This is a genomic window from Porphyromonas loveana (genome assembly GCF_003096695.1).
Classification (GTDB): Bacteria; Bacteroidota; Bacteroidia; order Bacteroidales; family Porphyromonadaceae; genus Porphyromonas; species Porphyromonas loveana.
On record NZ_QEKY01000002.1, the window covers coordinates 1 to 26,448 of the forward strand.

The following is a 26,448-nucleotide window of genomic DNA, read 5'->3' on the forward strand; positions in this document are numbered from 1 at the left end:
GCCGCCGTTTTTTTAGAAGAGAGAGAGGGAGTATTCGTCGAAAGATAGACGGATGCTCCCTCTTCGCTTTCGCGGAGGGGAGAGAGAGGGATGAAGAGAGAGCAAAGGAAAACGTACGAGGGGGGATTTTTGGCGCCAGCAGCGATGAGAGTGTGGCGCCGGATGAGCATGCAAAGTCGCGCCAAAGGGAAAAGAAAACGGCGCATCAATCATGGAGAAATGGCGCCAAAACGAAACACAAATCGCCCGACTTTTTGCTCAATACAGGCGCGTGAGTTTGTTTATTTTGCAGGAGAGAAGAAGGATTTATTCATGTAGATAAGGAACGGGCTACATCTGAGGAAGAATCTCTTCTCCTCAGATGTAGTTGGTTTGACTTTGCTCCGATTGTCAGTTATCGAGAGTAGTCGTAGAAGCCTCTGCCGCTCTTGCGACCGAGTGCTCCTGCACGTACCATCTTGCGCAAGAGGGGATGTGGACGATACTTGGGATCGCCATATTCGTGGAAGAGAACTTCCATAATAGCAAGGCATACATCAAGACCGATAAAGTCTCCCAATGTGAGAGGGCCCATCGGATGATTGGCTCCAAGCATCATGGCACGGTCAATATCCTCAATACCCGCAACTCCATCGGCATAGGCTCCAATTGCTTCGTTGATCATAGGGATGAGAATCCTATTAACGACAAAGCCTGGTGCTTCATTGATGCGGACCGGAGTTTTGCCAAGTTGTTCACAGAGAGCAACTACTGATTGCATGACTGCATCTGTTGTTTGGTGTGCTGCGATTACTTCAACTAGCTTCATCAGCGGAACTGGATTGAAGAAGTGCATTCCTACAACTCTCTCCGGAGTGGGTATTTCACCGGCAAGAGCTGTAATGCTTAGAGAAGAGGTATTGGTGGCAATGATGCACTTTTCGGATACGACAGCTGCAACAGCGCTGAGAGCTTGACGCTTAATGTCCATTTCTTCTGCGATGGCTTCAATGACAATGTCAGCATCGGACAAAGCTGAGAATTCTAATGTTGTCTCAATACGTGCGAGCACTGCTTTACATTCATCGGCAGATATCTTACCTTTTTCGACAAGCTTACTCATATTCTTCTCTATTCCCTTCAGAGAGCGACCAATGGATTCTGTACTGCGGCCTTTCATGAGGACCTGCATACCATTCTGTGCGATGCATTGTACGATGCCACTTCCCATAGCACCTGTACCTACTACTGCGATTTTCATTTTCTGATGATATTTAATGTGTTTCTATTTTACGATAACTCTTCTATTGGAAAGAGGGTTTTCTTTTCTCCAAGAAAGCTGTCATACCTTCTTTTTGATCTTTTGCGGCAAAGCATAGTCCAAAAAGATTTTTCTCCAAAGCTATTCCCTCTGTAATATGCATCTGAGTACCACGATTAATAGCTTCTTTAGACGCGGATACAGCTGTTGCAGAGCGAGCTGCAATCTCTCGTGCCAACTCCATTACTTCTGTATCAAGAGATTCAGCTGTTGTGACTCTATTGACAAGTCCGATACGAAGAGCCTCTTCTGCATTGATGATGCGTCCTGTATAGATGAGTTCCTTGGCTATGGCCATTCCAACGAGACGTGGGAGTCGTTGTGTACCGGAGAATCCCGGAGTAATGCCAAGTCCTACCTCTGGCTGTCCGAATTTGGCTTTGTCGGATGCGACTCTGAGATCGCAAGCGAGAGCTAATTCGCATCCGCCACCCAAAGCAAAACCGTTTACAGCGGCGATGACCGGAAAGGGGAGTTCTTCTATCTGCCTAAAAACTTCTGATCCTAGTTGACCAAAAGCTTTCCCTTCCATGGCGGTCATATGTTGCATTTGGGCGATGTCAGCACCTGCCACAAATGCCTTTCCGCTACCGGTGATGATCAGTACGCGAGGACAATCCTTTCGGATCTCTTCAATGGTATGTTTGAGTTCGCAGAGAACATCTGACGAAAGAGCGTTCATCGCTTCGGGACGATCTAACGTCAAGATAGTGATGCGATCGTTCGTTTTGATCTTCAAATTCTGATATTTCATAATTAGTTCCTCTCAAAATGACAAAGGAACCGAATGAAAGCTGGAGTATAGCCCCATGCCTCATTGGTTCCCTTGCTGAATTGTAGTATGATTATTACTATCTAATCATTACTTGTCCTGCATGGAGGCACGAAGCTTGGCAGTGAGGATGGGCACAATCTTGTGCAAATCGCCTACTACGCCGAGGTCGGCCACTTGAAAGATAGGAGCAAACTTGTCCTTGTTGATGGCAATGATAAAGTCGCTTTCTTCCATACCGGCAAGGTGCTGAATGGCACCAGAGATACCGATAGCCATATAGATGTCAGGACGAACAGTTTTACCTGTCTGACCCACCTGACGCTCATGCCCGATCAGACCGGCATCGACCATGGCCCGAGAGGATGATACCTCGGCGTGAATCTGGCCAGCCAAGTCAGTCAGCTTGCTGAATCCATCTTGTGATCCAACACCGCGGCCACCACTTACCAAGATATGTGCTTCGGTAATATCGACCATGTTCTTCTCTTCGTGAACTTTCTTAACCAATCGTACGCGGAATTTGCTTGTGTCGAAGGGTACAGTTACATTTTCAACTGTACCTTGACGGCTGTTATCAGCAACACGACGACGCATAACACCAGGGCGAACTGTCGACATTTGTGGACGGTGTGCTTTACTTACAATGGTAGCCATCAAGTTACCACCAAAAGCCGGACGAGTCATCATCAGATTGCGATCTTCTCCGATTTCCAAAGACGTACAGTCTGCTGTCAGACCCGTACGAAGACGAGAGGACAGGCGAGGACCGAGGTCGCGACCGATCGTTGTCGCTCCGAGGAGTACGATTTCGGGCTTGCACTCTTGTATGATATGAGTCACAGCTTGTGCATAGGGTTCGGTAAGGTAATGCTCGAGTTTCTCATCATCTACAACGAGAACTACGTCTGCACCTGCAGCGATGAGTTCTTTCGGCATCTCACCCATTTTGTAACCACAGAGGATGGCCGTCACTTTTTCTCCGATGCTATCCGCCAACTCGCGAGCTTTGCCGATAAGTTCGAATGCTACGTTCTGAATCACTCCTTCGCGTTGCTCTGCGAAGACGAAAACACCTTTATATAATTCCTTATCCATAGTTGTTTGTTGTTCAGATGATGAATTTCTCTTTCAGTTTGTTGAAGATAATGTCTGCAGCTTCTTCGGGTGTTACCTCATCGTGCAGAGCTCCCATCGCCTTAGCTCCCTTGGTGAATGATTTCTTCACATTTGTGGGTGAACCGGCAAGACCGATTCTTTCGGGATCAACTTCAATATCGCCTGCTCCCCAACACTCAATAGGCTTCCCAATAGCCTCCATAATACCACGAACGCGCATATAACGGGGCTTGTTGGCAGTTGCCAAGAGGGTGAGCATACATGGTAGATCAACTTCCAAAATTTCGTGACCTTCTTCTGTGCTCTTGCGTACTGTAAGAGTCTCCTTGCCATCGAAAGTAGCTTCCTCTACATAAGTAATCTGAGGCAGATCGAGTTGTTCTGCAATCTGAGGACCTACTTGAGCCGTATCACCATCAATAGCTTGGCGGCCTGCAATGATGAGATCGTAGTCGATCTTACGCATTGCTTGCGACAAGGTATAACTGGTTGCCAGCGTGTCAGCACCACCAAACTTACGGTCGCTAACGAGGATGGCACGGTCTGCACCCATAGCGTAAGCTTCACGTAGGATAGCTTCAGCTTGAGGGGGGCCCATCGTGATTACGGTAACATGTGCATTATGTGCATCCTTGAGACGCAGTGCTTGCTCCAATGCTCCTTTGTCATCAGGGTTCATGATGCTAGGCACACCATCACGGATGAGCGTGCCTTTTACAGGATCCAATTTGATTTCCGTAGTATCGGGTACCTGTTTGATACAAACAACAATATTCATAGTCGTAAGCTTGATTATTTTAATAAGTGGGATGCGATTACCAAGCGTTGAACTTCGCTGGTACCTTCATAAATCTCAGTGATCTTAGCATCACGCATCATACGCTCAACAGGGTATTCGCGTGTATAGCCATAGCCACCATGGAATTGGACTGCCTTTGTAGTCATATCCATAGCTGTTTCTGCACAATAAAGTTTTGCTTGAGCTGACTCCATTGTGAAGGGAATCTTCATATCCTTCTTCCATGCAGCCAGGCGTACCAACAGACGAGAAGCCTGAATGCGGCATTGGAGGTCTGCCAATTGGAACTGTGTGTTTTGGAATTGTGCTATGCTGCGACCGAACTGCTTACGCTCTTTCGTGTACTTCACGGTCTCATCCATAGCACCTTGAGCAATACCAAGGGCTTGGGATGCGATACCAATACGTCCTCCGTCAAGTGTCTTCATGGCGATCTTGAAACCATCACCAACGCGACCGAGAAGGTTTTCCTTCGGTACGATACAGTTTTCGAAGATAAGCTCACAAGTAGCTGAACCGCGGATACCCATCTTCAGCTCTTTTTTACCGATAGAGAAGCCCGGAGTGCCTTTTTCTACAATGAAAGCAGTGATGCCGCGTGTGCCTTGGCTCTTGTCTGTCATGGCAAATACCACATACACATGAGCGTATTCAGCATTTGTGATGAAGATCTTGTTTCCATTGAGGACATAGTGATCGTCTTTTTCTTCAGCAAAAGTTTGCTGAGCACCAGCGTCAGTACCGGCATTAGGTTCGGTGAGACCGAAGGCTCCGATCCACTCTCCTGTGCAAAGCTTAGGAAGGTACTTCTTCTTTTGTTCTTCTGTACCGTTTTCGTAGATGGGAGCAGCACACAGAGAGGTGTGAGCCGAAAGAACTACACCGGTTGTCGCACATACGCGGCTCAGTTCTTCCACAGCCATTGAATACATTACGTTCGTACCGCCGGCACCGCCATATTCCACAGGGAATGGGATACCCATCAGTCCGATTTCACTCATCTTCTTTACTGTTTCGATGGGGAAACGTTCCTGCTCGTCAATTTCGGCCGCTAAGGGTTTTACTTCCTTCTCGGCGAAACTGCGGATCATCTCAAGAAACATTTGTTCTTGGGGTGTCTGAGAAAAGTCCATAATTTTTGAAGTTTATTGGATTGTAGTGATACTAAAAACTCATTGTTATTGTTTCATCGGCAATACTTCAGAAGCAAAAGTCAGCGTAGCTTCTGTCGCTGCTTGCACTTCTTCTGCCGAAAATTCTGGATGGATTTCGGTGACAACTAGACCTTTACTCGGGTGCACTTCTATCACACACATTTCTGTGATTATCAGATTCACTTGCCCCTTAGCCGTAAGAGGGAGCGAGCATTTCTTCATAATCTTAGGGCTACCTTTGGCGGTATGTTCCATTGCCAAAATTACTTTACGTGTACCGACAAGAAGGTCCATAGCCCCTCCCATGCCGGGTGCTTTCTTGCCGGGGATCAACCAATTGGCCAAATCTCCATTCTCATCTACTTGCAAAGCACCAAGAACACTGACATCCACATGCCCACCGCGGATAATGGCAAATGATGTTGCACTGTCGAATGATGCCGCACCTGCAATTGCAGATGTGAATCCTCCGCCAGCATTGGTCAGATTAGGGTCTTCTTTACCTACTTCAGGGGCCGGCCCCATGCCTATCATTCCATTCTCTGATTGTAGATAGACTTGGATGCCGGGTTTGAGATAATTGGGCACCATTGTTGGCAATCCGATGCCGAGATTAACTACGTCACCGTCTTTTAGTTCGAGGGCGACACGTCGGGCAATCACTTCTCTGATTTGATCTTTTTCCATGATGAAAAGCCTTTTATCGTGATTATTTATTATTCATCCGTTTATGGAGTTCTTGTGCAATGAAGGATGCAACATCATCTGCATAAGTATTTGCACCGAATCCTGCGTCATATCCAAGTTCTTTGGCTAATTCATAGCTGATACGAGGGCCACCGCATGCCAAAATCATCTTATCTCTGAGACCTTCAGCTTCCATCAATTCAACAAGTTCAATCAAGTTCTTGATGTGAACATCTTTCTGCGTCACAGTCTGCGATACGAGTAGGGCATCGGCATTCAGTTCAATCCCTTTTGCGATGAATTCTTCATTAGGGACTTGGCTCCCGAGATTATATGCCTCAATCATGTCATAACGCTCCAGACCATAATGGCCTGCAAAGCCTTTCATATTCATGATGGCATCTATCCCCACAGTATGAGCATCGGTTCCTGTACTGGCTCCTACTATTACGATTTTCCTGCCGATATTCTCACGGATAAAGTCATCCGTCTCAGCCATATCCCATTTTGTAGATTCTACCTTTGGCACATAGATAGAACTATAATCTACCGTATGTTCACAGCTGCCATAGCAATTGAAGAACGTAAATCCTTCGGTCAGTTCACGGTAGAAAACTACTTGGGGATTTTGCATCCCCATCTTCTTGATGAGTTGCTTTGCCGCTTCAATTGCTTCGTCGCCGGCAGGAACGGGGAGCGTAAAGCTCAATTGTACCTTACCATCGTTCATCGTGTCGCCATAAGGCTTGATGCGCGAAAGGTCTAAGGTCTGATCAAAGTCTCTTCCTTCTGTAGAATATAGTCCGCCACTCATAACTTACCTTCCATATTAAAGTTCTTCATCAACTCAATTGTCGGGTTGTAGTAGTGTTCGTCCTTTTTGGCTACACCACTGAGTCCCTTACCACCATTCATCGGTCGCTTTACATCACCGAAAATACCTTTCTCCAAGGCAGAGAAAAGACCTTCTTCTTTCAATCTTTCAAGTAGGACAACGGTCTTGTCCAAGACTTCTCGAGCACGAGTCTGAACGATGCCATCTTCTTTGAATTCGATTTCAGAGCCAATATTTTTCATGTTAGAGAAGATGTACTTGGCATTCTCTATTGAGAGATAGCGGTCGCTCATGAAAGGCGTGTGGATGGCTTCGGTCGGCATTCCAAGTAACTGAATACCCTGAGAAGTCCATATACCAATGATATTGAAAAGAGCATCTTGCAAATGACCCCGGAAGATGTTTCCCGTCATAAACTTGGTCGGAGGCATATATTTGAGTGGGGCTTTTGGGAAGATCTCTCTTGTCATTTGAGCCTGTGCCAACTCAAAGAGGAATCCGTTTTCGAGCATGGGATCCATTTCGAAAGCATGTCCAAGTCCCATTTGTTCTGCCGGCAGTCCGGCTGTAAGAGCGAGCTGTTCGTTGATAAGATCCGATGCTAGTACCGTATGTGCTTCTTCTACTGCATCGGCAGTTGTAAGATAATTATCTTCACCTGTATTGATGATGACACCGGCAAAACCGTTGATTACGCGACTCATATACTGGTCTACAAGGGTCCGCTGCATATTGATATCGCGGAAGAGGATACCATAGAGTGCATCGTTGAGCATCACATCCAACCCTTCAAGTGCACCCATTACAGCAATTTCGGGCATACATAGTCCCGAACAATAATTACAGAGTCTGATGTAGCGGCCTACCTCTTCGCCCACTTCGTCAAGAGCCTTTCGCATGATTCGGAAGTTCTCTTGTGTAGCAAAGGTGCCACCAAACCCTTCTGTAGTAGCACCGAATGGCACATAATCGAGCAAACTCTGTCCTGTGGTGCGGATTACAGCTATAATATCTGCTCCTTGACGAGCTGCTGCTTGAGCTTGAATTACGTCCTCGTATATATTGCCAGTGGCAACAATAACGTAGAGGTATGGCTTGGGGCCTTCCCCAAGAGTATTGATGTAGTTTTCTCTTCTCTTTCTATTGTCTGCTATCTTTTGCATGCCGGCTGTGATGAGCGGAGCCAGCATGTCAGCCACTACTTGAGATGAACAGAAAGGATAAGAGGTGAGATCTGTTTCTCCGAGAGCAATGCTCTCTGCGATTTCTTGAGGGGTTTTGCCGGTCGCTACCATTCCGTTTGCCAAAAAGAATAGAGATCCGTGTCCCAATACATTCCGGTCTTTCAGATGGTCAACCAATACGTTAGGCAGTGGAACAGCATTGCCATCCACTCCGTCTATCCCGATTAGGCGACAGAGGGTGCGTTCTACGGCTACCGTCGTGTATTGTTCGACAAATGTCTGTACATTTCCGGCTATTTCTCCGGCGATACTTCTGGCGTATTCAACTTTGGAGAAATCAATTCCGACTTTACTTTTTTGCATATTCTGATATGTATTCCTATCTTTTAAGCTATTCTTGTATTACACAGATACTGTTTACATTCCATCATCAGATCCTCATTGACACCGAGGATTTCTGCTATACGGATGGCTTCCCGTGGAACATCGTTTCCGCTTACTTCTTCAAGGGTGTAGTCCACACATTTGCCAAGTGCATTTACTTGCAAAGGTAATTTTACCTTATCTTCTCTGAACCCTCGTACTTTTAGCCTGCGACAAGGTATGCCTATGCTGCCATAATGAGTTGTCACAAGTGCTCTAACCTCGCGTTTGCCCAAGAGAGAGAGAAGACCGCCCACGATCGCTTCTCCCTCTATAGGATTGGTCGTTCTTGCTGGTTCATCTACCAATGCCAGTAGGGTTGTTCCCTGTTTTACTTCATCTGCAATGGCAGAGAGATACATCATTTCTGCTCCGTATGAGGAGAGCCCTTCTCTGATATCCTGTGCATCACCCAGTGAGAGCATTACATTATCTACCGGGCAAATTTCTGCTTTTGCAGCGGGCACGTAGAAACCATATTGATAAAGAGTCTGTGCCAACGCAACGGCTTGTAGTAATACGCTCTTACCAGCCATATTGGCTCCCGTTATTAGCGTTGGTTCCTTGGGAATACTTATGTCAACGGGCTGGAATGTGTCGCCTTTCTCTCCCAAGATGCACAGCACTTGCGGATGTACCAATCCAACGAGAGTCGTTGTTTGTTGAGCTGACCGAGGTCTGCTCCATTGGAGTTGCACAAAAAGCTCCACCTTGGCCAGCAACAGATCCAATGCTCCTAACATCTCCAAAGCTGTTTCTAATGATGTCGCATGGGGTGAAAGGTGCTGTGATAGCTGCTTGCGAACGACGTCCTCTTCTTCTAATCCGGCATTACGAATGATCGATTTTTTTTCTTCGTCTGTTTCGATTTTCAGCTGTGCTCGTAGTTCTTTCAGTTTGATGGAGTATGCATCGTAGATATAGAAGTGAGGTATCTTTTTCTCTTCCGGATCTAAAACCGAAACGATATGCGACAGATCGGGAAGGGGAGAGCTAATGCCTTCTAATTCGTAGAAGCGGATCAGATCTCGAATATCCTCATTCAGGATGGCCAAATATTTTACTTCAAACAGATCAATGTCTGTACACACAGTGCGATGCGAGAGTGTCTGGATCGTACCTTTTATGTCGTGGAGCTGCGTTAGCTTGTGGGCTATTTCTTCAATCCCTCTTTGCTTTCGGATTTCAGAACGAAATGAGATCGCTGTGTCAACACGAGAAAGGAGCTCTTCTATAGCAACCTTGTCCGTCAGCCATTCTTGTTCCATGAGACAACGGCGGCCTGCAGCCGAATGTATGCACAATTCGTCTGTTACGTAGCGAAGGCCGCTGATCCTATTGATCTGTTCTCGTAGTTTCATCAACTCTCATATTCTTTCAGCTCCCGAACGTCATAGACGGGGATACCAAGAGTTTTTTGCATTTCCTCTCGCAGCACATCCGATTTCAGTTTGTAGCCACTGGGTGCTACTGGATTGGCCGTTACTGCAAGGAGTTTACCTCCATAGAGCGATCTGATCTCATGTTTGCTCTGAAGGAAACGATCTACCGTTTCGGGCAGAGCAAACATACGAGTAAAATCTCGTATGATCAGACATATTTTTTCTTCGGATAGCCTAAGCTGCTCCAATAAATTGTCACTGACTGCTCCTGACACGTAAATTCTATTGCCATGTCGTGTCAGATGGCTTCTGTTCGATGCATTGAGCATCAAAGCCGAGCGAATCCCCAAATCATGGATTCCTCCCGTCTCATCTATCCCCCAAATACCCTGTTCGATCAGATCTAGCTTTTCGGCTATGGCCTCTTCCATCGTTGGTAGGGATATAAGTCTGTACACAGCAGCCGTCTTGCGTACGAGCTGCGGTATGTTGATGGACAAAGCTGCTCCCGTGGCCAAAATCATGGCATCGGTGACGGCTGGTGACGCTAGAGCCTTTCGTGAGAGTGCACCATCCACGATCGTTGTTTGGACGCCGTTGGCTGCGAGAGATGTAATCATTCTCTTGAGCCCTCCTGTGGTAGAAGGTCCAGAAAGGAGCACCTTGCCAGCCTCAAGCGATTGGGCTGTAATGAGACGTCCCAATGCTGTTCTGCTCTCGCTTACATCTGTTATCTTTGCGAGCAGCTGCTTCTGCAGATAATGCTGTTCCGACGTGACAAATAGCATACCCTCTGGAACCACAATTTCAGGCTTGGGGGTCTGTGTCACTTGGTCGCTCTTCTCTCCATCGATACCGATGGAGGTCAGTGCCACTCGATGCTGATAGGCATTGAGTCGCCGGATGATGTAGTTGAGCGTCTCTGTTTTGCCTGTATTCTTCTCCATCCCAAAGATGGATATGCTCCGGCACTGCATTATCTTTTCGACAAAAGGCAATTCTCTGTTCCTTGTCCTTAGTGAATTATCTCTCCCCCTCCTTAACCCATGAGGCGGGAGGGGGAGGAGTCAATTCTTAATTAAGTCAGTCCGTCCTTAGAATTTACGTTTCTTGCGGGTGAGGTCCGAAGGTTCAATAGCCAGTTGCTGACCGGCCGAGAGTGCAGCCACACCTTTGCGGGCTTTCTTAGCTCGACAATCCTCACAGTCGCATTCCTCAGTATAGTTCTCTGGTTCGGTATAGGTGGTAATAACGCCTTCATAGTTGCGGAGTACCACATGTCTTGGCGATTGTGACACCACATAATTGGGCATTACCGGAATTTTTCCACCACCACCCGGTGCGTCTACCACGAAAGTCGGCACGGCATAACCCGACGTGTGGCCACGCAGGTTCTCGATGATTTCTATACCCTTGGAAACCGGTGTGCGGAAATGGCCAATGCCGAGTGAGAGGTCACAAACATAGATGTAGTAGGGACGCACGCGCATCTTTACGAGCAGGTGTACAAGTCTTTTCATCACGTGTGTGCAGTCGTTGATACCACGCAGCAGCACAGTCTGGTTGCCCAGCGGAATGCCTGCATTAGCCATTCTCTCACATGCTTCCACCGCTTCCGAAGTAACTTCGTTGGGGTGATTGAAGTGCGTATTCAACCATATCGGATGATACTTCTTGAGCATGTCCACCAACTCCGGCGTGATGCGCTGAGGCAATACCACAGGCGTGCGGCTTCCGATACGAATGATCTCTACGTGAGGTATCTCACGAAGGCGCTTCACGATGTATTCCAAACGTTCATCGCTAACGAGAAGGGCATCACCTCCTGAAAGCAAAACGTCTCGTACGGTAGGCGTTTTAGCGATGTAGTCGATGCAGCGGTCAATACGTTCTGAAGGAGAGGACGCATCCTTCTGTCCGGCAAAACGACGACGTGTGCAGTGACGACAGTACATAGAGCATTTGTCCGTAATGAGGAAGAGCACACGGTCGGGATAACGGTGAGTCAATCCCGGTACGGGTGAATCTTCATCTTCGCTCAGCGGGTCTTCTTGATCTTCCGGTGCGCGGAGCAATTCCTGATGAGTAGGAATAGCTTGCTTGCGAATCGGACAATTGGGGTCATTGGGGTCTATCAAACTTAAATAATAAGGAGTGATAGCCATACGGAGAACCTTGAGTGACTCCTTTACTCCCTCCTCTTCTTCCGGAGTGAGCACAATGTACTTCTTCAGTTGGTCAAGAGTCTCAATGCGGTTGAGAACCTGCCAATGCCAGTCGTTCCATTGCTCATCCGTAACGTCGGGGAAGTAATATTTTCTACGACTTTCTGCCATAATCGTTTGTGAGCTTGAGCTTAAATAAGCATGTATGCACCGCGGGAAGGGAGCTGATCGAAATCGAGCAATTTCGCCCTTGCCACGGTGCAAACATCCTCGATATTAAGCGTACAATTCTGTGAAAACTTTACGTAGTTCCTCGCATTCGCGAAGTTCTTGCAGCGTGATCTCGGCATGACCCTTGGTGTAGCCATTACCTACGATCATAGTTACGTCGCTACCTACACCTTCTGCACCCAGAGCTGCCTTGGTGAAGCTCGTCGCCATTGAGAAGAAGTACACGAGACCATCATTCTTCGTACAGAGGATACTGGTCATTTCCGTGTCGGTGATATTCACGTTGTTAATTGTAACATCACACATTTCGCCATTAGTAAGCTTCTCGATTTCTTCCATTACGGGTACCGGTTTTGTAGCATCGGCTGAGAATACGTAGTCGCAGAAGCCGAGAGCTTTGAGGCGGTCAGTACTCTTCTGTGAGTGGCAGAGACCGATTACTTTGCCGGTCACGCCTGCGCGTTTCTTTGCTTCATAGCAGCAGAGCATACCACTCTTACCACCTGCTCCGATGATGAGCACCGTATCACCCGGCTTTACAAGTTTGGCTGTCTGTGCGGGAGCACCTGCCACGTCCAGAGCCGATAGTGCGAGCTTCTCAGGCAGGTCGGCAGGAATCTTGGCATAGATACCGCTTTCGAAGAGGATAGCCTTGCCATCAATGTCCACCTGATCTACATCGGGGCGGATTTCTTTGATCTTGTCGATGCGGAGTGGTGTCAGAGACAGAGATACCAGAGTGGCGATCTTGTCACCTTCTTTTAGGTCGATTTTGCCCTTGAGCGCATCACCGATTTTCTCCACTGTACCGAGTAGCATACCACCCGAGCCTGTTACAGGATTGCGGTGCTTGCCTTGCTTTGCCACGATGCCAAGCATGATTTCAGCGATTTTGGCCTTGTCGCCACCGGCTTGCTCTTCGATCTGTGTGAAGCTGGCAGAGTCGATATTGAGGGTTTGTACGTCGATGAGGATCTCGTTGTCATAGATCTCATCCATGTTGTTATCTACCTTCAGGGCCGGCTGGGGAAGAACGCCCAGCGGTTCGATTACACGGTGTGTGCCGTATTTGTTTCCTTTCTTTTGCATAGTCGGAATGTTTTGAGTGAAATTTGTGAGAGTCTTTACTGAGCAAGCCCCAGAATGCGGCGGGCTTCGGCCGGAGTAGCAATTTCACGGCCCATTTCTTTGGCCATACGCGCTACCTTTTCTACCAATTCTCCGTTAGAGCGAGCTAATACTCCCTTGGAGATATATACATTGTCTTCGAATCCTACGCGCACGTGGCCGCCATCGATTATAGCCAGAGCTGCCAATGGGAACTCATAGCGCCCTATGCCGGCTACCGTATAGGTGGCATCTGCAGGAATGCTTTCACGCAAGAAAACAAAGTCGCGCATCTCGCCGCTAATACCGCCATTGACACCCATCACGAAGTCGAAGTGCATGGGAGATTTGATGTATCCCTTGCGGTGGAGGCGGAGAGCCATATCGATCATGCTCTTGTCGAATACCTCAAGTTCAGGTTTGATGCCACGCTCAATCATTTTTTCGCCAAAGTATTTGATCGTATTCTCAGTGTTGGTGAATACTTCGTCCCCTCCGAAGTTGAGCGTACCACAGTCCAATGTGGCCATTTCCGGAGATAGCTCTGTAGGCTGTAGGCGTTCGTCGTTGGTCATGCCTACAGCACCGCCAGTAGAAGGTTGGATGATTACATCGGGGCAAACCTTGTGAATGGCGTCCATTACCTCTTTGAAGCGATTCTTGTCCTGTGTGGGCGTACCGTCATCGTTCCGCACGTGGAGATGGATGATGCTGGCGCCGGCATCGTATGCCGACTTGGCCTCACGTACACACTCTTCCACCGTATAGGGGACAGCCGGATTATGCTCTTTCAGCACCTCTGCTCCGCAGATGGCAGCGGTGATAATTAGTTTTTCCATAATAGCTTAGTTGGGGTGATTTGTCGTTTTTTACTTCTTGCGTTGAGCCTGAGCGGGTACAACGCAGGTGCCGGATGCACGGCATACTACGATGGGCTCGTCGAGCACATCGGCTGCTGACTCAGATATGTCGGTACGGGGACGAATCACCTTGCGTGCTTCGAACTTCATCTTACGACTCGTATTGCCCACATGGGTGATTTCGCCCACTGCCTCAATGTAATCTCCTGCAAATACAGGGGCCAGAAACTCTACATTGTCATAAGCGCAGAAGAGACCTTCGTCACCATCTTGCATGATCAGAAGTTCTGTAGCTACGTCTCCGAAGAGTTGGAGCATACGCGCTCCGTCAACTAAGTTGCCTCCGTAGTGTGCATCGTGAGCACTCATTCGCAGGCGGATCATTGATGTCTTTGCCATAGTTTGATATTTTGTGAGGGGATTATACGTGATTGTCGGGCTTATAGCAGGATATAATCCACAAATATGCCACTTGTGTGCACCTGCTCCATCGGGATACTCCCTATTGGTAGAAGCTCATCCACTTCTGCTATGACACAATCGGCTGCCATGGCCATCAGTGGCTGAAAGTTCTGTGATGTGCCTTTGTAAACGAGATTGCCAAATTCGTCGCCGATGCTGCCCTTGAGGAAAGCGAAGTCAGCACGAATAGGTTTCTCAAGCAAGAAGGTCTGACCATCGACTTCGATCTTTTGCTTGCCTTCTTCGATCACGGTGCCGAGCCCGGTCGTTGTAAGAACTCCACCTAAGCCTGCACCTCCGGCGCGTACACGCTCTGCAAGTGTTCCTTGGGGGCTGAATTCGATTTCCAACTCACCGGCATTCATCTGGTCACCGGTCATGGGATTGGTACCGATGTGGCTGACGATCAATTTCTTCACTTGACGATTAGCGATGAGGCGACCGCAACCACGATCGGGATAGGACGTGTCATTGGCGATCAACGTTAGATCCTTGACTCCACTTTTCACTAATTCATCCATTATTCTTTCGGGGGTACCGTTCGCTAAGAAGCCACCCACCATGATAGTCATTCCGTCCTTGAATAGGGCAGACAGCTTTTCGACTGTTATAGCTTTGTTCATGGATTGTCTTATTATTTTGAGAATAACCTTTCGTTCCGTTTCTGTGACTAATCTCGTGTGACAGTTTCCCATCATCACATTTCGCCGTCAAAGATAGTTCCAATTTGGGAGTTGTGAAAATTTCGGCAGGCCAAAAAAGATGTTCTGTAGATTCCTATGCTCGGGAGCCATCTCTCTGTCATTTCGAGGCGATGAATATGTCTCTGAGTCCAAGGAGGCGAATAGTAAGCTTTTTCAAGCAAAACTTCAGATCAATAATTTGGAGGCAGAGACTTCATCTCTTTTCATGCATGAATGGGCGAAGAGAGTGACACGGTTGAGTTTTGGCTTTTTGTTACCTTTGCATATTGGTAAGGGGTGCTGTAGAGAGTAAATGCTTGAATATCGGACAGCATCTGCCCATACAAGACAGCACTATATCGTAAAAGACAGACATGATGATCCATCGCTACTTATCAAAACCTGCGGAAATCGCTCCGCTTCCATCCTCTTTCTCTTGTAATGCTTGCACGGCACGGCCGTGTGGCAGCAGTGTGTGTGAAGATCTCAGAGGGCGGATGGTAGATAGGATCGAGTAAAGCAGGATCGACATAGCCAAAAGCTAAAAGTCCCCGTTGTATTCACTATAGGATACAACGGGGACTTTTCGTTTTTTAGCTGTCTTAGTAGTCTTTTGTGTCGATCAACTCTATGATTTTTGACATTCAAACTCGTTAATGTTACAAACGATATTTATAAAGATCGAAAATAAGAATTATAAAGATTGCATCTCAAATCCCTAAACTTCATCATAGGGGGAGGTAAAAGCTGATTTTCGATCGTATTTTGCCCTCCGGCCGAACTTCAAAAAACTGCTTATCTGGAATGAATCTAAACAGATATTCAGTGTTGAAAACTTTTTTGACCCATAAAAAGGGGAGAGAAAATAGCACGAATTGTGGAAATGTCAATCGTTTGATTTTGTCAGTTTGACTCCCTGAGTACCGATTTGTAAGAAATAATGCCCTACTGGAAGCGTGCTTGCATCAATTCTATATACAGGCTCATGCAGTTCGTGTCTTGAAACAAGATTGCCTGCAGCGTTGTACAAAATGGCAGTCTTCCCAATCCATTCATCAGCAACTACTATTACAAAGCTATCCTTGAAAGGTGTCGGATACACGCGGCCAGCAAGGGGGTGGGCGATATCGGATAGCGAAACTTCACTACCCTCGTAGGGGTGCATGGCCAGTTGGCTTCCATTAAAGTCATAGACTTTCCAATTCTTGGCTTTGGCTGCACTCACCTGGTTTTTATCACAGATATTACCTTCTTCGGGATTGGTCGTGTTGATCACCACAAAATCTCCATAGAAGGGTTGGTTATTACCTGCTTGCAACAGAGGCATAGACTCGATCATCTGTCCCATAGCCTCGTTTCGGATCTGATTCTCAAAACACCACAATTCTGTTATTTTCGGATTGTTGCCGAAATCCAAAGAGGTAAGCCGATTGGTGTTGCAAAACACTTTTTCTAGTAATGGATTCTGTGAGAGATCCAATGTCATGAGATAATTTTGAGCACAAGACAAATAAGTGATCAAGGGACAATGACTTAAATCCAACTCTTCAAAATCATTAGCGTCGCAAGTGAGATAGGACAGAAGGGGAACTGTTTTTAGATCAAGGGCTGATAGTCCGTTGTTAGAGCAGGAGAGGTATTTAATCTGTTGATTTTGAGAAAGATCAAGACTGGTCAAGGCATTGGAATAGCAGTTTAGCCTGATTAGCTTCTTGTTCTGGGTGAGATCAAGAGCTGTCAATTCATTGACGTCGCAAGCCAAAACAGTTAATTCGGGATTGTTATGGACCAATAGATGCGAGATTAGGTTCGAACTACAGAGCAGACTGGTCAAGACGGTGTTCTTGGATACATCTAAAGCCTCAAGTTGATTGTGGCTACAGTCCAAATCGTCCAATAGCGTGTTGGCTGTAAGGTCTAACGACTCTAACTGATTGAGGGCACAGTAGAGCATCTTGAGATTCTTGCAGCCCGACAAGTCTAAGGCCTTTATCTGATTGATCCCGCATGAAAGTTTCTCCAATTCAGGGTTGGTGCTTACTGTGAGGCTGGAAATACTGTTGTTGGAGCACCTGAGATACTTCACCTTTCCGTATATGCTTATCTGCTGAGTCTCTACTGGATAGAATGCATCCACGCCCATGCTCACTACTGCCTCTTCTTCTTGATAGATGCCATCGTTGTTGAGGTCAATCCATATATCTGCCTCTTGTGCTTCTATCATCAGTTTCAGCATAGAACCTGTGGTGAGGCCTGTGGTGAGAGACATCCGTGGCCCTGAGGTAGGAGCAGGTGAGTATTTTTGATTTTTCGCTCCATCGGTTGGAGCTGATATGAACTGTGCTTGACCCGATTGGCCTAATAATAGCGCACACCCAAGTAGGATGATTTTTGGAAGAAAACTTTTCATGCCTGTCATTTTATTATAATAATTGATTGAATTTTACCAGTCTTAGAACGGGTATCCTACTGCGATGTGCCAAGCAAAATTGGACGAGAGGTTGGGACGGGTGATAGCCCATTTGTAGCGACCGGTCTGCTGAGGATCGTAAGCTTTGAGGCCGGCATCCAGCCGTACGAGGAAGTAGTCGAAGTCCAATCGAAGTCCCAGACCGTAAGCCAGTGCAATTTCTTTGTAAAAACGATCGAAGCGGAAGAGTCCGTCCTCTTGATTCTCGTAATCGCGTATCGTCCACACGTTGCCAGCATCAACAAAGGCTGCGGCACGGAATTTCCAGAATAGCTTGGTCCTATATTCTACATTCATGTCGAGACGTATGTCGCCCATCTGGTCGAAGAAAGTTTTGTCTGGTGTCACTTTCATGCTACCAGGCCCGAGAGTGCGTACGCTCCAACCGCGTACACTGTTGGCTCCACCCGCAAAGTAGCGTAATTCAAATGGAATGTGACGGGCATTGCCATAGGGGAAGGCAGCTCCTATGCCTATATGCAGTGCCAGGCTATTGTCTTTTTCGAGCTGAATAGTGTTAGCCAAATCAACATCCAACTTGACAAACTGAGCATAGTTGAGTCCGAACATTTGGTATGCTCCGAGTTCATCTTTCTTAGAGTTGGTGAGGTAGGAGATGGCTTGGAGCAGATTACCTGCAGACTGTATGCTGAATCGTGCCGTGAAAGGATTGGATCCGATTTTTTCGGGGGATTGCGTCGAGGTATAGTTCAGGATATAGGCCGAGCCTAAGATGAACTGCTCTGTATAGTTATACAGCGCAGTGGTGGGCGGGAGCGATTGGGCGAACTCTTGATCAATGTAGGGAAGATGGAGGTAATCCACATCGAGTAGGCGGATGGTATGGCGTAGTTGGCTGTGTCGATAGGTCTGCCACGAATAGTTGAGTTGAGCTGAGAGGATGACACGGTCAAATTCGGGTCTTGTCTGGTAGTTGTAGCCTATCTTCCACTCGGTTGATGCACGGAGGCGTCGACGTGTATTCTCCGAAATAAATGGGAATAAGAGATGTGGGAAGCGGAGCGAACTCTCCACCCCGTATTCCATAAAACTGTGTGCCCCTTCGCGAATGGCTTCGTAGGCTCCTTTGAGCTTGATGTTGAAGAACTCTCCACCCCGGAAGAGATTACGATTGACAAAGCCGATTGATAAGGCTGCACCGAAGTCTCCTGCTGAGTTGGTGCCGAGGATCTCTGCTTCGAATGATTTGCTGCGCGCAGGTACCGTAAGGATGTGGCAATCTATGATTCGCAAACTGTCGGACAGCGAGAGGTTGTCTGCTCTCTCTCGTTCGATGAAGCGGATGTTGGCGTTGCGGATGATCGGCAGGGCATTGAGCTTGATATAGGAGCGTTCCACTTCTTCCTCGCTGAAGAGCGTTTCGGGTATGATCGAAACGGATCGAGCCAGAGCAGATGCTCGGATGTAGCGTCCTTTCTTCCCGTAGTAAACGGTGTATTCTCGATGACGAATGGAGTCGATGCGTGGCAGTTCTTCGACTGCCAGGTCCGATTCGAAAGGATTGTAATCTGTGTGGAAGTATATGTTGCCTACCTGATATGGATGACTATTGCGGCCATTGACGATCAGGCGCAGATTGGCCATTTTCTCTCTTGTTTTGTCACCCTCTACGGTGGTGTCCGCCTCGAAGTAGATCTCTTCTGAGGAGAATCTCCAGTAGCCATTGTTGCGCATATAGCGGGCGATAGCCTTACGTTCTTCATCTAATATGATGGGAGAGAGCGGAGTGTCGGATCTGATCCCAATTTGATAGACATTGGACAGAGAGTCGTTTAGGCTGATTGGGGGAAGCAGAGGGTTCCGCGTTTCTACGGCTATGTCTTGAATGTAATAACGTTGTCCGGGATGAATGTGATAGGTAACGCGTGCTTTCTTATATATACTGGTATCCACTTCTGTTCGCACCGAAGCATCAAGATAACCGTCTCCTGCCATAGCTCTTGCCAGACGTGTCGCAGTGCGATCAGTAAGTAGGGTGTCAATGAGTACAGGAGGCTCGCCCATTTTTCGCAGCGAGCGATTCCACCAGTTGTTACTCTCGGGATTGGATCCGCTATATAGGCGCAACTGCCAGCGGGTCATACCGAAAAGGCGATAGTTAGGTTGTTGTAGTGTATAGTCGCGTATATCCTCCGGTAAGGGGATGCTATCCACATCGCTTACGATCGTTACTCTGTCGAGTAGTTTCTCTCCATCCGGGACGTGTCGGATGACAGAGCAGGAGGAGACGGCCACGAGCAATAGAGCGGCTAATATGGAGTGGGTGAGCCGAGAGGAGGGCATAGGATAAGTGCTATTCTTCTTGCCAAATACGCCAACTGCACAACGCCTGAATCAAGAGCATCTCCAAGCCGTTGTGGACTGTTGCCCCTTGCATACGAGCGCGGTGCATAAAGATGGTCTCTTCCGGATTGTATATCAGATCGTAACAGAGGTGCTCCTTTCCTATACCTTCGAAAGAGATGGGAGGACATTGGTCAATGTGAGGATACAATCCCACCGGAGTAGCATTGACTATCAGCTTGTACCGATCTATAATATCGGGAGTCAGGTCCGAGTATGCATAGATGGTTTTGTCCGATGGGGTGCGGCTGACTTGTCTATGTTCGATACCCATCTTCTTCATGGCACGCATGACAGCGAGAGCAGCACCTCCTGATCCTAATACCAATGCACGCGCATGCCAAGGCTGACGGACAAGCTCCAAGCTATCTGCAAATCCTGATACATCTGTATTATATCCGATTAGGCGGGGACCGCGGAAACGCGACCGCTCTATTCGGATGGTATTGACAGCTCCGATGAGAGCTGCCTCTTCGTCCAATCTGTCCAGATGGCGGAGTATGCTCACTTTATAGGGTGCTGTCACATTCAGTCCGGCGAGGTTGCGATGCTGCGAGAGTACCCCTTTCAGCTCCGAAAGCGATTCCATTGGGAAGAGCTTGTACACGGCATTGATCCGTTCCGTCTGAAACTTCGCGTTGAAGAAATCTGCTGAGAGAGAGTGTCCCAAAGGGTAACCGATCAGACCATATTCTTTCATTTCAGTCCCATATAAACGGTTGCTGCCTCGAACGATAAGCTCCGGAAGTAAGCTTCACGGAAGCCTATTGACTGCATGATGTCCGTCAGTTCTTCTCGTTGCGGCATGGCTGCAATCGATTCAGGCAGATAGTTGTATGCCTCTGCATCTTGCGATAGCAAGCGTCCCAAGATGGGAATAATGTGCGTGGAGTAAAAATTGTAACCTTGCTTCCACGGGAAGCTGACAGGATGGGTGAGTTCCAATATCATCAATGGAGCTCCCACGCGAAGAACACGATACATTTCTCCCAAGCCTTGCCTGATATCTTGGAAGTTGCGCACGCCAAATGCTACCGTCACAGCATCGAAGCTTTCGTCCTCGAAGGGAAGATCAAGACAGTCCTTTTGCAAAAAGGTAATCCGATTCTCCAGGTTCTCGGATCGTACCTTCTGTTCTCCTATTCGTATCATCTCGAAGGAGAGGTCTATCCCTGTTACCTGTTTGATCGAAGGAATATCCTTACATAGCTCTATAGCCAGATCACCCGTTCCGGTTGCCACATCCAGTACCGTACGTGGAGCGAAGGGTGCAATCAATTCGATGGCTTTCTGACGCCATCCTCGATCCATCCCCCACGAAAAGAGATGGTTGAGGTGGTCATACTGACTTGCTATGTGGTTGAACATGGCCTCTACTTGTTCACCTTTGGGGCGATCGCTTTTATATGGATTGATTGTTTCGGGGCTCTGCATGGCGTGTTATTGCCCGGGCTATCTGCTCTCTCTTAGCGCAGATAGCCCATGATGTTCTTTTCTATTCTTTGTGCGAGATTACTCAGGTCGGCTTTTTCGAAGGGTTTACCCACGATTCCCTCAAACAACTCGATGTAGCGTTCCGATACGCTGTCACAGTATGCTTCGGTCATTTCGGGTATCGTTTGTCCCTCTTTGCCTTGGAATCCGTGCTCGATTAGCCACTGACGCACGAATTCTTTGGAGAGTTGTTTCTGTGCTTCTCCACGCTCGAAACGTTCTTGATACCCTTCGGCATAGAAGTAACGAGAGGAGTCCGGCGTGTGGATTTCATCGATCAGATAGATCTTACCATCTTTCTTGCCAAATTCGTACTTCGTGTCCACCAGGATGAGTCCTTTCTCGGCAGCCATTTGGGTGCCACGTTCGAAGAGAGCATAGGTATAGCGCTCCAATTGCTCATAGTCTTCTCTTGATACCAACCCTTGAGCGATGATCTCTTCGCGAGAGATGTTCTCGTCATGTCCTTCGTCCGCTTTGGTTGTGGGGGTGATAATGGGTTTGTCGAAACGCTGGTTTTCGCGCATTCCCTCCGGCAGAGGCAGACCGCACAGCACACGATCACCAGCTGAATAAGCACGCCAGGCACTACCGGTGATATAACCGCGGATTACCATCTCCACCTTGAAAGGCTCGCATCGGTGACCAATTGTGACCATCGGATCGGGGGTAGCGATCTTCCAGTTCGGTACGATGTCGCGAGTGGTATCCAAATAATGGGCTGCAATTTGATTGAGTACTTGTCCCTTGTAGGGGATGCCGGCGGGTAGGATCACATCGAATGCTGAGATGCGGTCGGTGGCGATCATCACCAGCAGATCGTTCTCCAGTGTATATACGTCGCGTACCTTACCGTGATAGACGGCCTTTTGTCGGGGCAGATTGAAATCTGTACGAGTCAATGTTTCTTTCATCGTGGGTTCTGTTTTATCTGTTTTGTATCTTTTATTCGTTTGACTATATCTCAGCAGCTTGGGCTGCCAGAGCAGCTGCAGCGGCTTCTTTTTTCTTTTCGGCATCGTATCGGTCGTAAGCATCTACCACGCGCTGCACCAGCGGGTGGCGTACGATGTCGGCCTTGTCGAATGTAACATGACCGATGCCCTGCATGCCGTGTAGTAGCTGTAACGCTTGGCGCAGACCGGAGCGTACGCCACGCGGAAGGTCGGTCTGTGTGATGTCACCGGTCACGAGCATTTTGGCATTGGCACCGAGGCGGGTGAGGAACATCTTCATTTGTAACTCGGTCGTGTTCTGAGCTTCGTCCAAGATGACCACGGCGTCGTTGAGCGTGCGCCCGCGCATATAGGCCAATGGTGCTATCTGGATGATGTTATTCTCCATATACTCTTTCAGCTTGACCGCAGGAATCATTTCTTCCAATGCATCGTATAGTGGTTGCAGGTACGGATCGAGCTTGTCTTTCATCTCGCCGGGAAGAAATCCCAGCTTTTCGCCTGCTTCTACCGCCGGTCGGGACAGAATGATGCGACGCACTTGTTTGCTTTTGAGCGCTCGCACAGCCAAGCTGATAGCCACGAAGGTTTTTCCTGTCCCCGCCGGGCCGATGGCAAAAACGAGGTCATTGGTCTCGAAGGCTTCCACCAGTTTTTGCTGATTGTCACCTCTGGCCACGATGCTACGGCCACCTGTCCCGTGGAGGATGAGGTGTTGAGGATGTGCATCGGCTGGCAGCTTGGCTCCCTGGGTTATGCGCAGGATCACGTCTTCGGGGAGTACGTTATATTCGCGACAGTATGCCACCATCGGCTCCAGTACCTCAAGGAAACGATCCGTCTCTCGCGAATCGCCCATTATCTTAAGCACATTGTGGTGTGCCACCAGGCGCAGCTTAGGAAAAAGTGTGCGCAGGAGCATGAGATTGCTGTTGTTCACACCGAGGAAAGCTTGTCCGTCGATGTCCTCCAGCACGTAGATTCTCTCTGTTATCAGCATATATGTCTAATAGCAATAGTGCAAATGTACTCTTTTCGTTTTATGGAAGACTTTTTCTGAGTGGCGCGACAGGAAAAGAATGAGGGCTGTGCCATGCGACACAGCCCTCAGACGGGGTTTGATGAGTTCTTCCTGTTTTTATTTAGCCTTTTCGAGCTCTACAGTGAAGTGACGCATGATGGGGTTTTCGAATGTGATAACGTATCCGCGCGTGATGCTCTCACGACGATCGTACACATTCTTCACCGCAGCAGCGATTACGTCCATATGGTTATTGGTGTACGTGCGGCGGGGGATTGCCAAGCGGAGGAGTTCGAGACGCGGATAGCGGTTTTCCTTTGTTACGGGATCGCGGTCAGCCAAGATAGAACCGATCTCTACACCGCGGATACCGGCTTCCAAGTACAGCTCTACGCCGAGCGTCTGAGCGATGAACTCTTCTTTGGGCACATGGGTGAGGATTTTCTTGGCGTCAAGGAAGATGGCGTGACCACCGGCGGGACGTTGGTAGGGAATGCCGTATTCGTCGAGCTTCTTACCCAGATATTCTACCTGCTTGATACGGGTCTCCAATGTGTCGAACTCGGTACCTTCGTCCAGACCTTGTGCCAAGGCGTTCATGTCACGACCGCTCATACCACCATAGGTGATAAAACCTTCGTTCATGATACAGAACATCTGACAACGCTTGAAGAGTTCTTCGTCCTTGAAAGCGACGAATCCACCCATATTCACGATGGCGTCCTTCTTGCTGGACATGGTCATCATGTCGGCATAGGAGTATATCTCGCGTACGATTTCCTTGATGGACTTGTTCTCATAGCCTGCTTCGCGAGTCTTGATGAAGTAGGCATTTTCTGCGAAACGAGCCGAGTCAATGAGCAGACGCAAACCGTAACGATGCGTCAGTTCGCTTACTTCGCGGATATTCTTCATAGATACAGGCTGTCCGCCGGCCGTGTTGTTCGTGATCGTGAGCACGACGCATGGGATCTTTTCTTTCGGTGTTTCCTTCAGAACTTTTTCGAGTTTCCCGAGATCCATATTGCCCTTGAAAGGAAGCTCGATCTGCGTATCGGCAGCTTCGTCGATGGTGCAGTCGGGAGCGAAAGCACGACGGTACTCGATATGTCCTTTGGTTGTATCGAAGTGTGAGTTGCCCGGCAGGACATCTCCTTCCTTGATGAGAGCAGAGAAGAGCACATTCTCGGCGGCACGTCCTTGGTGAGTGGGGAGGAAGTAATCGAATCCCAGGATGTCGCGGATGGCATTCTTCATATTATAATAGGAGCGTGCACCGGCATAGCTCTCATCACCGAGCATCATTGCCGACCACTGACGATCGCTCATGGCCCCTGTGCCGGAGTCGGTGAGTAGGTCGATAAACACGTAGTCACTCTTCAGGAGGAAGAGATTGTAGTGTGCTTCTTTCATCCATTGCTCGCGTTCAGCGCGCGTACTCTTGCGGATAGGCTCTACCATTTTGATGCGGTAGGACTCTGAAAAAGGTAATTCCATGTGTTTAGTAACTGTGTTTTGAGAAGTTAGCTTTCTTATTGTGTTCTTACGGGCGGCTAATTTAGCAGTTTTTTATTGTCAGTAGGTTAGTTTCTCTCCCCAAACTCCTTTTTCTTGATTTCCTCCTCTCCGGAAGTGATTGTCAAATTTGGTGTCAGACTCCATACAAGTCCTTGGAGAGGAAGACTGCCCAATTATCGTTTCCCTTATCTGCTGACCGATCGGTGAGATGGCGATAGGTGCTGTCGGTTGTATAGAAGTGCAGCTTTGTCCTTAGGCAAGGACAGTTTTGTTCTCTATGGTGGACAAATCTATCCTTTATAAAGGACAATTTTATCCTTCGCTTTGTTGCCATTCAACGGTCACTCTTGAAGTGAACGCCAAAAGTTTTTGGCCAATTTTTTGAGGGCATTTCAGGATTTGTATCGCTGACAAATAACCTGCCAAACTCTTTCTGAGAATGATAACTCCTATTTTGATAAGGTTCCCTGGATGTTTCTTTGGGTGCGGTGGAATTATTTCATACCTTTGCACAGGCTTTGTTCTGATCCGTTTTGCTCTCTGTGGGGTGGGGCGGTGATGATTAAAAGGGAATCGGGTGCGAATCCCGAGCAGTCCCGCTGCTGTGAACCCTCTTAGGCTGCCGACATATATATCCACTGTCCGTTCTGTGCGGATGGGAAGGAGTCGGCGGTATGGGGTGAGCCAGAAGACCTGCAAAGCCTTTGTCTGCGGCTTCGAGGAAAAGCCGGGAGAGAATACCTCTGTGGTTGTTTCCGACTTTTACTTCCACCAGGATCCTTTTTCTTTCCCCAATCAATCCCCCGAGGAAAATCTTTGTTTCCGACGCAGCGGAAACGATCCGATTCTTTTTGCCAGGAATTGGAGTGTATTGTGAGCGGACCCTTATGGTCATGTCTTGGTGGGATGAGCTCCACCAAGGCTGACCTAAGGGTCTTATCATTTCTCATTCCCACCGCTTTTTCAGCCGATAATACCTTTTCTATCTCTGTTGCATGGAAATAATACTATACATTTGTGCCCGAAAAGACTGAAGTAGCTGTCCTCCGACACTTGTGAGGATGGTGCAAGGGAATCCGGTGCAAATCCGGAGCTGAGCCCTCAGCTGTAATGCTTCGATATCACTTCTGCCGATCGATAGGAGGTGATGGGGTGTGTAGTCAATCACGATGGTCACTGTTGGCGACAACAATTCGCTATGGGAAGGCCGACAAAAACTCGAGAAGAAGCCAAGCCAGAAGACCTGCTTGAGTAAATGTGTTCTTGGAACTCCAGGGATTTAGGAGTGCTTAGAAAAGACGTGTGCCGTCTCATCTTTCATATCCGTAAGTGCCTTTCCTCTATCAATGAGGGATACACTTGTGTGCAGAGAGCTAAATGATGAGATTGTTTCCGAAGACGCATCAGCTCTTGATCGTCGTTCTTTCCTTGCATTTTCTTCGTCCCGCAATTATTGTGCAAA

At 48.0% G+C, this 26,448-nt stretch carries 23 protein-coding genes and 2 riboswitches; of the genes, 1 reads left to right on the top strand and 22 read right to left on the bottom strand.

What is annotated here, in order from left to right; genetic code table 11:
* Window positions 1-275, top strand: a 275-nt coding sequence (locus C7382_RS10150) for a hypothetical protein (protein ID WP_207772686.1), incomplete at its 5' end; no start/stop codon positions are given.
* Between the two features lie 119 nt (window positions 276-394).
* Here the strand turns inward: C7382_RS10150 and C7382_RS00995 are convergent.
* From C7382_RS00995 to C7382_RS01100, 22 genes are all read right to left on the bottom strand, one after another.
* Complete coding sequence (locus tag C7382_RS00995; protein WP_116678460.1) at window positions 395-1,240, bottom strand: 3-hydroxyacyl-CoA dehydrogenase family protein; 846 nt, start codon at window positions 1,238-1,240, stop codon at window positions 395-397.
* Window positions 1,241-1,283: 43 nt separating this feature from the next.
* On the bottom strand, window positions 1,284-2,054 hold the full coding sequence (locus C7382_RS01000; RefSeq protein WP_116678461.1) for an enoyl-CoA hydratase-related protein: 771 nt from the start codon (window positions 2,052-2,054) through the stop codon (window positions 1,284-1,286).
* Window positions 2,055-2,162: 108 nt separating this feature from the next.
* Window positions 2,163-3,170, bottom strand: coding sequence for an electron transfer flavoprotein subunit alpha/FixB family protein (locus C7382_RS01005; protein WP_116678462.1), 1,008 nt, complete (start codon window positions 3,168-3,170; stop codon window positions 2,163-2,165).
* Window positions 3,171-3,183: 13 nt separating this feature from the next.
* Window positions 3,184-3,969 carry an electron transfer flavoprotein subunit beta/FixA family protein gene (locus C7382_RS01010; RefSeq protein WP_116678463.1) on the bottom strand — a complete coding sequence of 262 codons (786 nt, stop codon included), beginning with the start codon at window positions 3,967-3,969 and terminating at the stop codon, window positions 3,184-3,186.
* 14 nt (window positions 3,970-3,983) lie between these two features.
* Window positions 3,984-5,123: an acyl-CoA dehydrogenase gene (locus C7382_RS01015; RefSeq protein ID WP_116678464.1), complete on the bottom strand. Its 1,140-nt coding sequence runs from the start codon at window positions 5,121-5,123 to the stop codon at window positions 3,984-3,986.
* A 45-nt stretch (window positions 5,124-5,168) separates the two neighbouring features.
* On the bottom strand, window positions 5,169-5,831 hold the full coding sequence (locus C7382_RS01020) for a 3-oxoacid CoA-transferase subunit B (RefSeq protein ID WP_116678465.1): 663 nt from the start codon (window positions 5,829-5,831) through the stop codon (window positions 5,169-5,171).
* A gap of 22 nt (window positions 5,832-5,853) precedes the next feature.
* A complete protein-coding gene (kamE, locus tag C7382_RS01025) occupies window positions 5,854-6,645 on the bottom strand; it encodes a lysine 5,6-aminomutase subunit beta (protein ID WP_116678466.1) in 792 nt (263 codons plus the stop codon).
* A complete protein-coding gene (gene kamD, locus C7382_RS01030) occupies window positions 6,642-8,213 on the bottom strand; it encodes a lysine 5,6-aminomutase subunit alpha (RefSeq protein WP_116678467.1) in 1,572 nt (523 codons plus the stop codon). The genes kamE and kamD overlap by 4 nt, the downstream gene beginning before the upstream one ends.
* 23 nt (window positions 8,214-8,236) lie before the next feature.
* Complete coding sequence (gene kamC, locus C7382_RS01035) at window positions 8,237-9,634, bottom strand: lysine 5,6-aminomutase reactivase ATPase KamC (protein ID WP_116678468.1); 1,398 nt, start codon at window positions 9,632-9,634, stop codon at window positions 8,237-8,239.
* On the bottom strand, window positions 9,634-10,632 hold the full coding sequence (gene kamB, locus C7382_RS01040; RefSeq protein WP_449421196.1) for a lysine 5,6-aminomutase reactivase subunit KamB: 999 nt from the start codon (window positions 10,630-10,632) through the stop codon (window positions 9,634-9,636). Before kamB ends, kamC begins: the two co-directional genes overlap by 1 nt.
* Window positions 10,633-10,749: 117 nt before the next feature.
* A complete protein-coding gene (kamA, locus tag C7382_RS01045) occupies window positions 10,750-11,991 on the bottom strand; it encodes a lysine 2,3-aminomutase (protein ID WP_116678469.1) in 1,242 nt (413 codons plus the stop codon).
* A 105-nt stretch (window positions 11,992-12,096) separates the two neighbouring features.
* On the bottom strand, window positions 12,097-13,140 hold the full coding sequence (kdd, locus tag C7382_RS01050) for an L-erythro-3,5-diaminohexanoate dehydrogenase (protein WP_116678470.1): 1,044 nt from the start codon (window positions 13,138-13,140) through the stop codon (window positions 12,097-12,099).
* Window positions 13,141-13,175: 35 nt separating this feature from the next.
* Window positions 13,176-13,997 (bottom strand): 3-keto-5-aminohexanoate cleavage enzyme, encoded by an 822-nt coding sequence (gene kce, locus C7382_RS01055; RefSeq protein ID WP_116678471.1) that lies wholly within the window; start codon window positions 13,995-13,997, stop codon window positions 13,176-13,178.
* A 30-nt stretch (window positions 13,998-14,027) separates the two neighbouring features.
* Window positions 14,028-14,417 (bottom strand): 3-aminobutyryl-CoA ammonia lyase, encoded by a 390-nt coding sequence (gene kal, locus C7382_RS01060; RefSeq protein WP_116678472.1) that lies wholly within the window; start codon window positions 14,415-14,417, stop codon window positions 14,028-14,030.
* 41 nt (window positions 14,418-14,458) lie between these two features.
* Complete coding sequence (locus C7382_RS01065) at window positions 14,459-15,103, bottom strand: CoA transferase subunit A (protein ID WP_116678473.1); 645 nt, start codon at window positions 15,101-15,103, stop codon at window positions 14,459-14,461.
* Window positions 15,104-16,049: 946 nt separating this feature from the next.
* On the bottom strand, window positions 16,050-17,573 hold the full coding sequence (locus tag C7382_RS01070; protein WP_207772688.1) for a T9SS type A sorting domain-containing protein: 1,524 nt from the start codon (window positions 17,571-17,573) through the stop codon (window positions 16,050-16,052).
* Between the two features lie 42 nt (window positions 17,574-17,615).
* Window positions 17,616-19,937 (bottom strand): translocation and assembly module lipoprotein TamL, encoded by a 2,322-nt coding sequence (gene tamL, locus C7382_RS01075; protein ID WP_116678475.1) that lies wholly within the window; start codon window positions 19,935-19,937, stop codon window positions 17,616-17,618.
* 10 nt (window positions 19,938-19,947) lie between these two features.
* Window positions 19,948-20,697, bottom strand: coding sequence for a shikimate dehydrogenase family protein (locus C7382_RS01080; protein WP_116678476.1), 750 nt, complete (start codon window positions 20,695-20,697; stop codon window positions 19,948-19,950).
* Window positions 20,694-21,431, bottom strand: a complete 738-nt coding sequence (ubiE, locus tag C7382_RS01085) for a bifunctional demethylmenaquinone methyltransferase/2-methoxy-6-polyprenyl-1,4-benzoquinol methylase UbiE (protein ID WP_116678477.1) — start codon at window positions 21,429-21,431, stop codon at window positions 20,694-20,696. Before ubiE ends, C7382_RS01080 begins: the two co-directional genes overlap by 4 nt.
* A gap of 32 nt (window positions 21,432-21,463) precedes the next feature.
* Window positions 21,464-22,405 carry a phosphoribosylaminoimidazolesuccinocarboxamide synthase gene (locus C7382_RS01090; protein ID WP_116678478.1) on the bottom strand — a complete coding sequence of 314 codons (942 nt, stop codon included), beginning with the start codon at window positions 22,403-22,405 and terminating at the stop codon, window positions 21,464-21,466.
* Between the two features lie 43 nt (window positions 22,406-22,448).
* On the bottom strand, window positions 22,449-23,447 hold the full coding sequence (locus C7382_RS01095) for a PhoH family protein (RefSeq protein ID WP_116678479.1): 999 nt from the start codon (window positions 23,445-23,447) through the stop codon (window positions 22,449-22,451).
* 138 nt (window positions 23,448-23,585) lie between these two features.
* Window positions 23,586-24,965, bottom strand: coding sequence for a tryptophanase (locus C7382_RS01100; RefSeq protein ID WP_116678480.1), 1,380 nt, complete (start codon window positions 24,963-24,965; stop codon window positions 23,586-23,588).
* Between the two features lie 537 nt (window positions 24,966-25,502).
* Window positions 25,503-25,701: riboswitch (cobalamin riboswitch) on the top strand.
* A gap of 301 nt (window positions 25,702-26,002) precedes the next feature.
* Window positions 26,003-26,251: riboswitch (cobalamin riboswitch) on the top strand.
* Window positions 26,252-26,448: the final 197 nt, after the last annotated feature.

Bases quoted from the DNA above. Each gene is read 5' to 3' on its own strand.
- C7382_RS01020 (WP_116678465.1), bottom strand. From the start codon at position 5,831: ATGGAAAAAGATCAAATCAGAGAAGTGATTGCCCGACGTGTCGCCCTC.
- kamA (WP_116678469.1), bottom strand. From the start codon at position 11,991: ATGGCAGAAAGTCGTAGAAAATATTACTTCCCCGACGTTACGGATGAG.
- C7382_RS01095 (WP_116678479.1), bottom strand. From the start codon at position 23,447: ATGCTGATAACAGAGAGAATCTACGTGCTGGAGGACATCGACGGACAA.
- C7382_RS01015 (WP_116678464.1), bottom strand. From the start codon at position 5,123: ATGGACTTTTCTCAGACACCCCAAGAACAAATGTTTCTTGAGATGATC.
- C7382_RS01070 (WP_207772688.1), bottom strand. From the start codon at position 17,573: ATGAAAAGTTTTCTTCCAAAAATCATCCTACTTGGGTGTGCGCTATTA.
- kce (WP_116678471.1), bottom strand. From the start codon at position 13,997: ATGGAAAAACTAATTATCACCGCTGCCATCTGCGGAGCAGAGGTGCTG.
- kamE (WP_116678466.1), bottom strand. From the start codon at position 6,645: ATGAGTGGCGGACTATATTCTACAGAAGGAAGAGACTTTGATCAGACC.
- kamC (WP_116678468.1), bottom strand. From the start codon at position 9,634: ATGAAACTACGAGAACAGATCAATAGGATCAGCGGCCTTCGCTACGTA.
- ubiE (WP_116678477.1), bottom strand. From the start codon at position 21,431: ATGCAGAGCCCCGAAACAATCAATCCATATAAAAGCGATCGCCCCAAA.
- kal (WP_116678472.1), bottom strand. From the start codon at position 14,417: ATGGCAAAGACATCAATGATCCGCCTGCGAATGAGTGCTCACGATGCA.
- C7382_RS00995 (WP_116678460.1), bottom strand. From the start codon at position 1,240: ATGAAAATCGCAGTAGTAGGTACAGGTGCTATGGGAAGTGGCATCGTA.
- C7382_RS01000 (WP_116678461.1), bottom strand. From the start codon at position 2,054: ATGAAATATCAGAATTTGAAGATCAAAACGAACGATCGCATCACTATC.
- C7382_RS01005 (WP_116678462.1), bottom strand. From the start codon at position 3,170: ATGGATAAGGAATTATATAAAGGTGTTTTCGTCTTCGCAGAGCAACGC.
- kamB (WP_449421196.1), bottom strand. From the start codon at position 10,632: ATGCAGTGCCGGAGCATATCCATCTTTGGGATGGAGAAGAATACAGGC.
- C7382_RS01010 (WP_116678463.1), bottom strand. From the start codon at position 3,969: ATGAATATTGTTGTTTGTATCAAACAGGTACCCGATACTACGGAAATC.
- kamD (WP_116678467.1), bottom strand. From the start codon at position 8,213: ATGCAAAAAAGTAAAGTCGGAATTGATTTCTCCAAAGTTGAATACGCC.
- C7382_RS01090 (WP_116678478.1), bottom strand. From the start codon at position 22,405: ATGAAAGAAACATTGACTCGTACAGATTTCAATCTGCCCCGACAAAAG.
- C7382_RS01065 (WP_116678473.1), bottom strand. From the start codon at position 15,103: ATGAACAAAGCTATAACAGTCGAAAAGCTGTCTGCCCTATTCAAGGAC.
- C7382_RS01100 (WP_116678480.1), bottom strand. From the start codon at position 24,965: ATGGAATTACCTTTTTCAGAGTCCTACCGCATCAAAATGGTAGAGCCT.
- tamL (WP_116678475.1), bottom strand. From the start codon at position 19,937: ATGCCCTCCTCTCGGCTCACCCACTCCATATTAGCCGCTCTATTGCTC.
- kdd (WP_116678470.1), bottom strand. From the start codon at position 13,140: ATGCAAAAGAAAGGAAACAAATACGGCACACACCGTGTAATCGAACCG.
- C7382_RS01080 (WP_116678476.1), bottom strand. From the start codon at position 20,697: ATGAAAGAATATGGTCTGATCGGTTACCCTTTGGGACACTCTCTCTCA.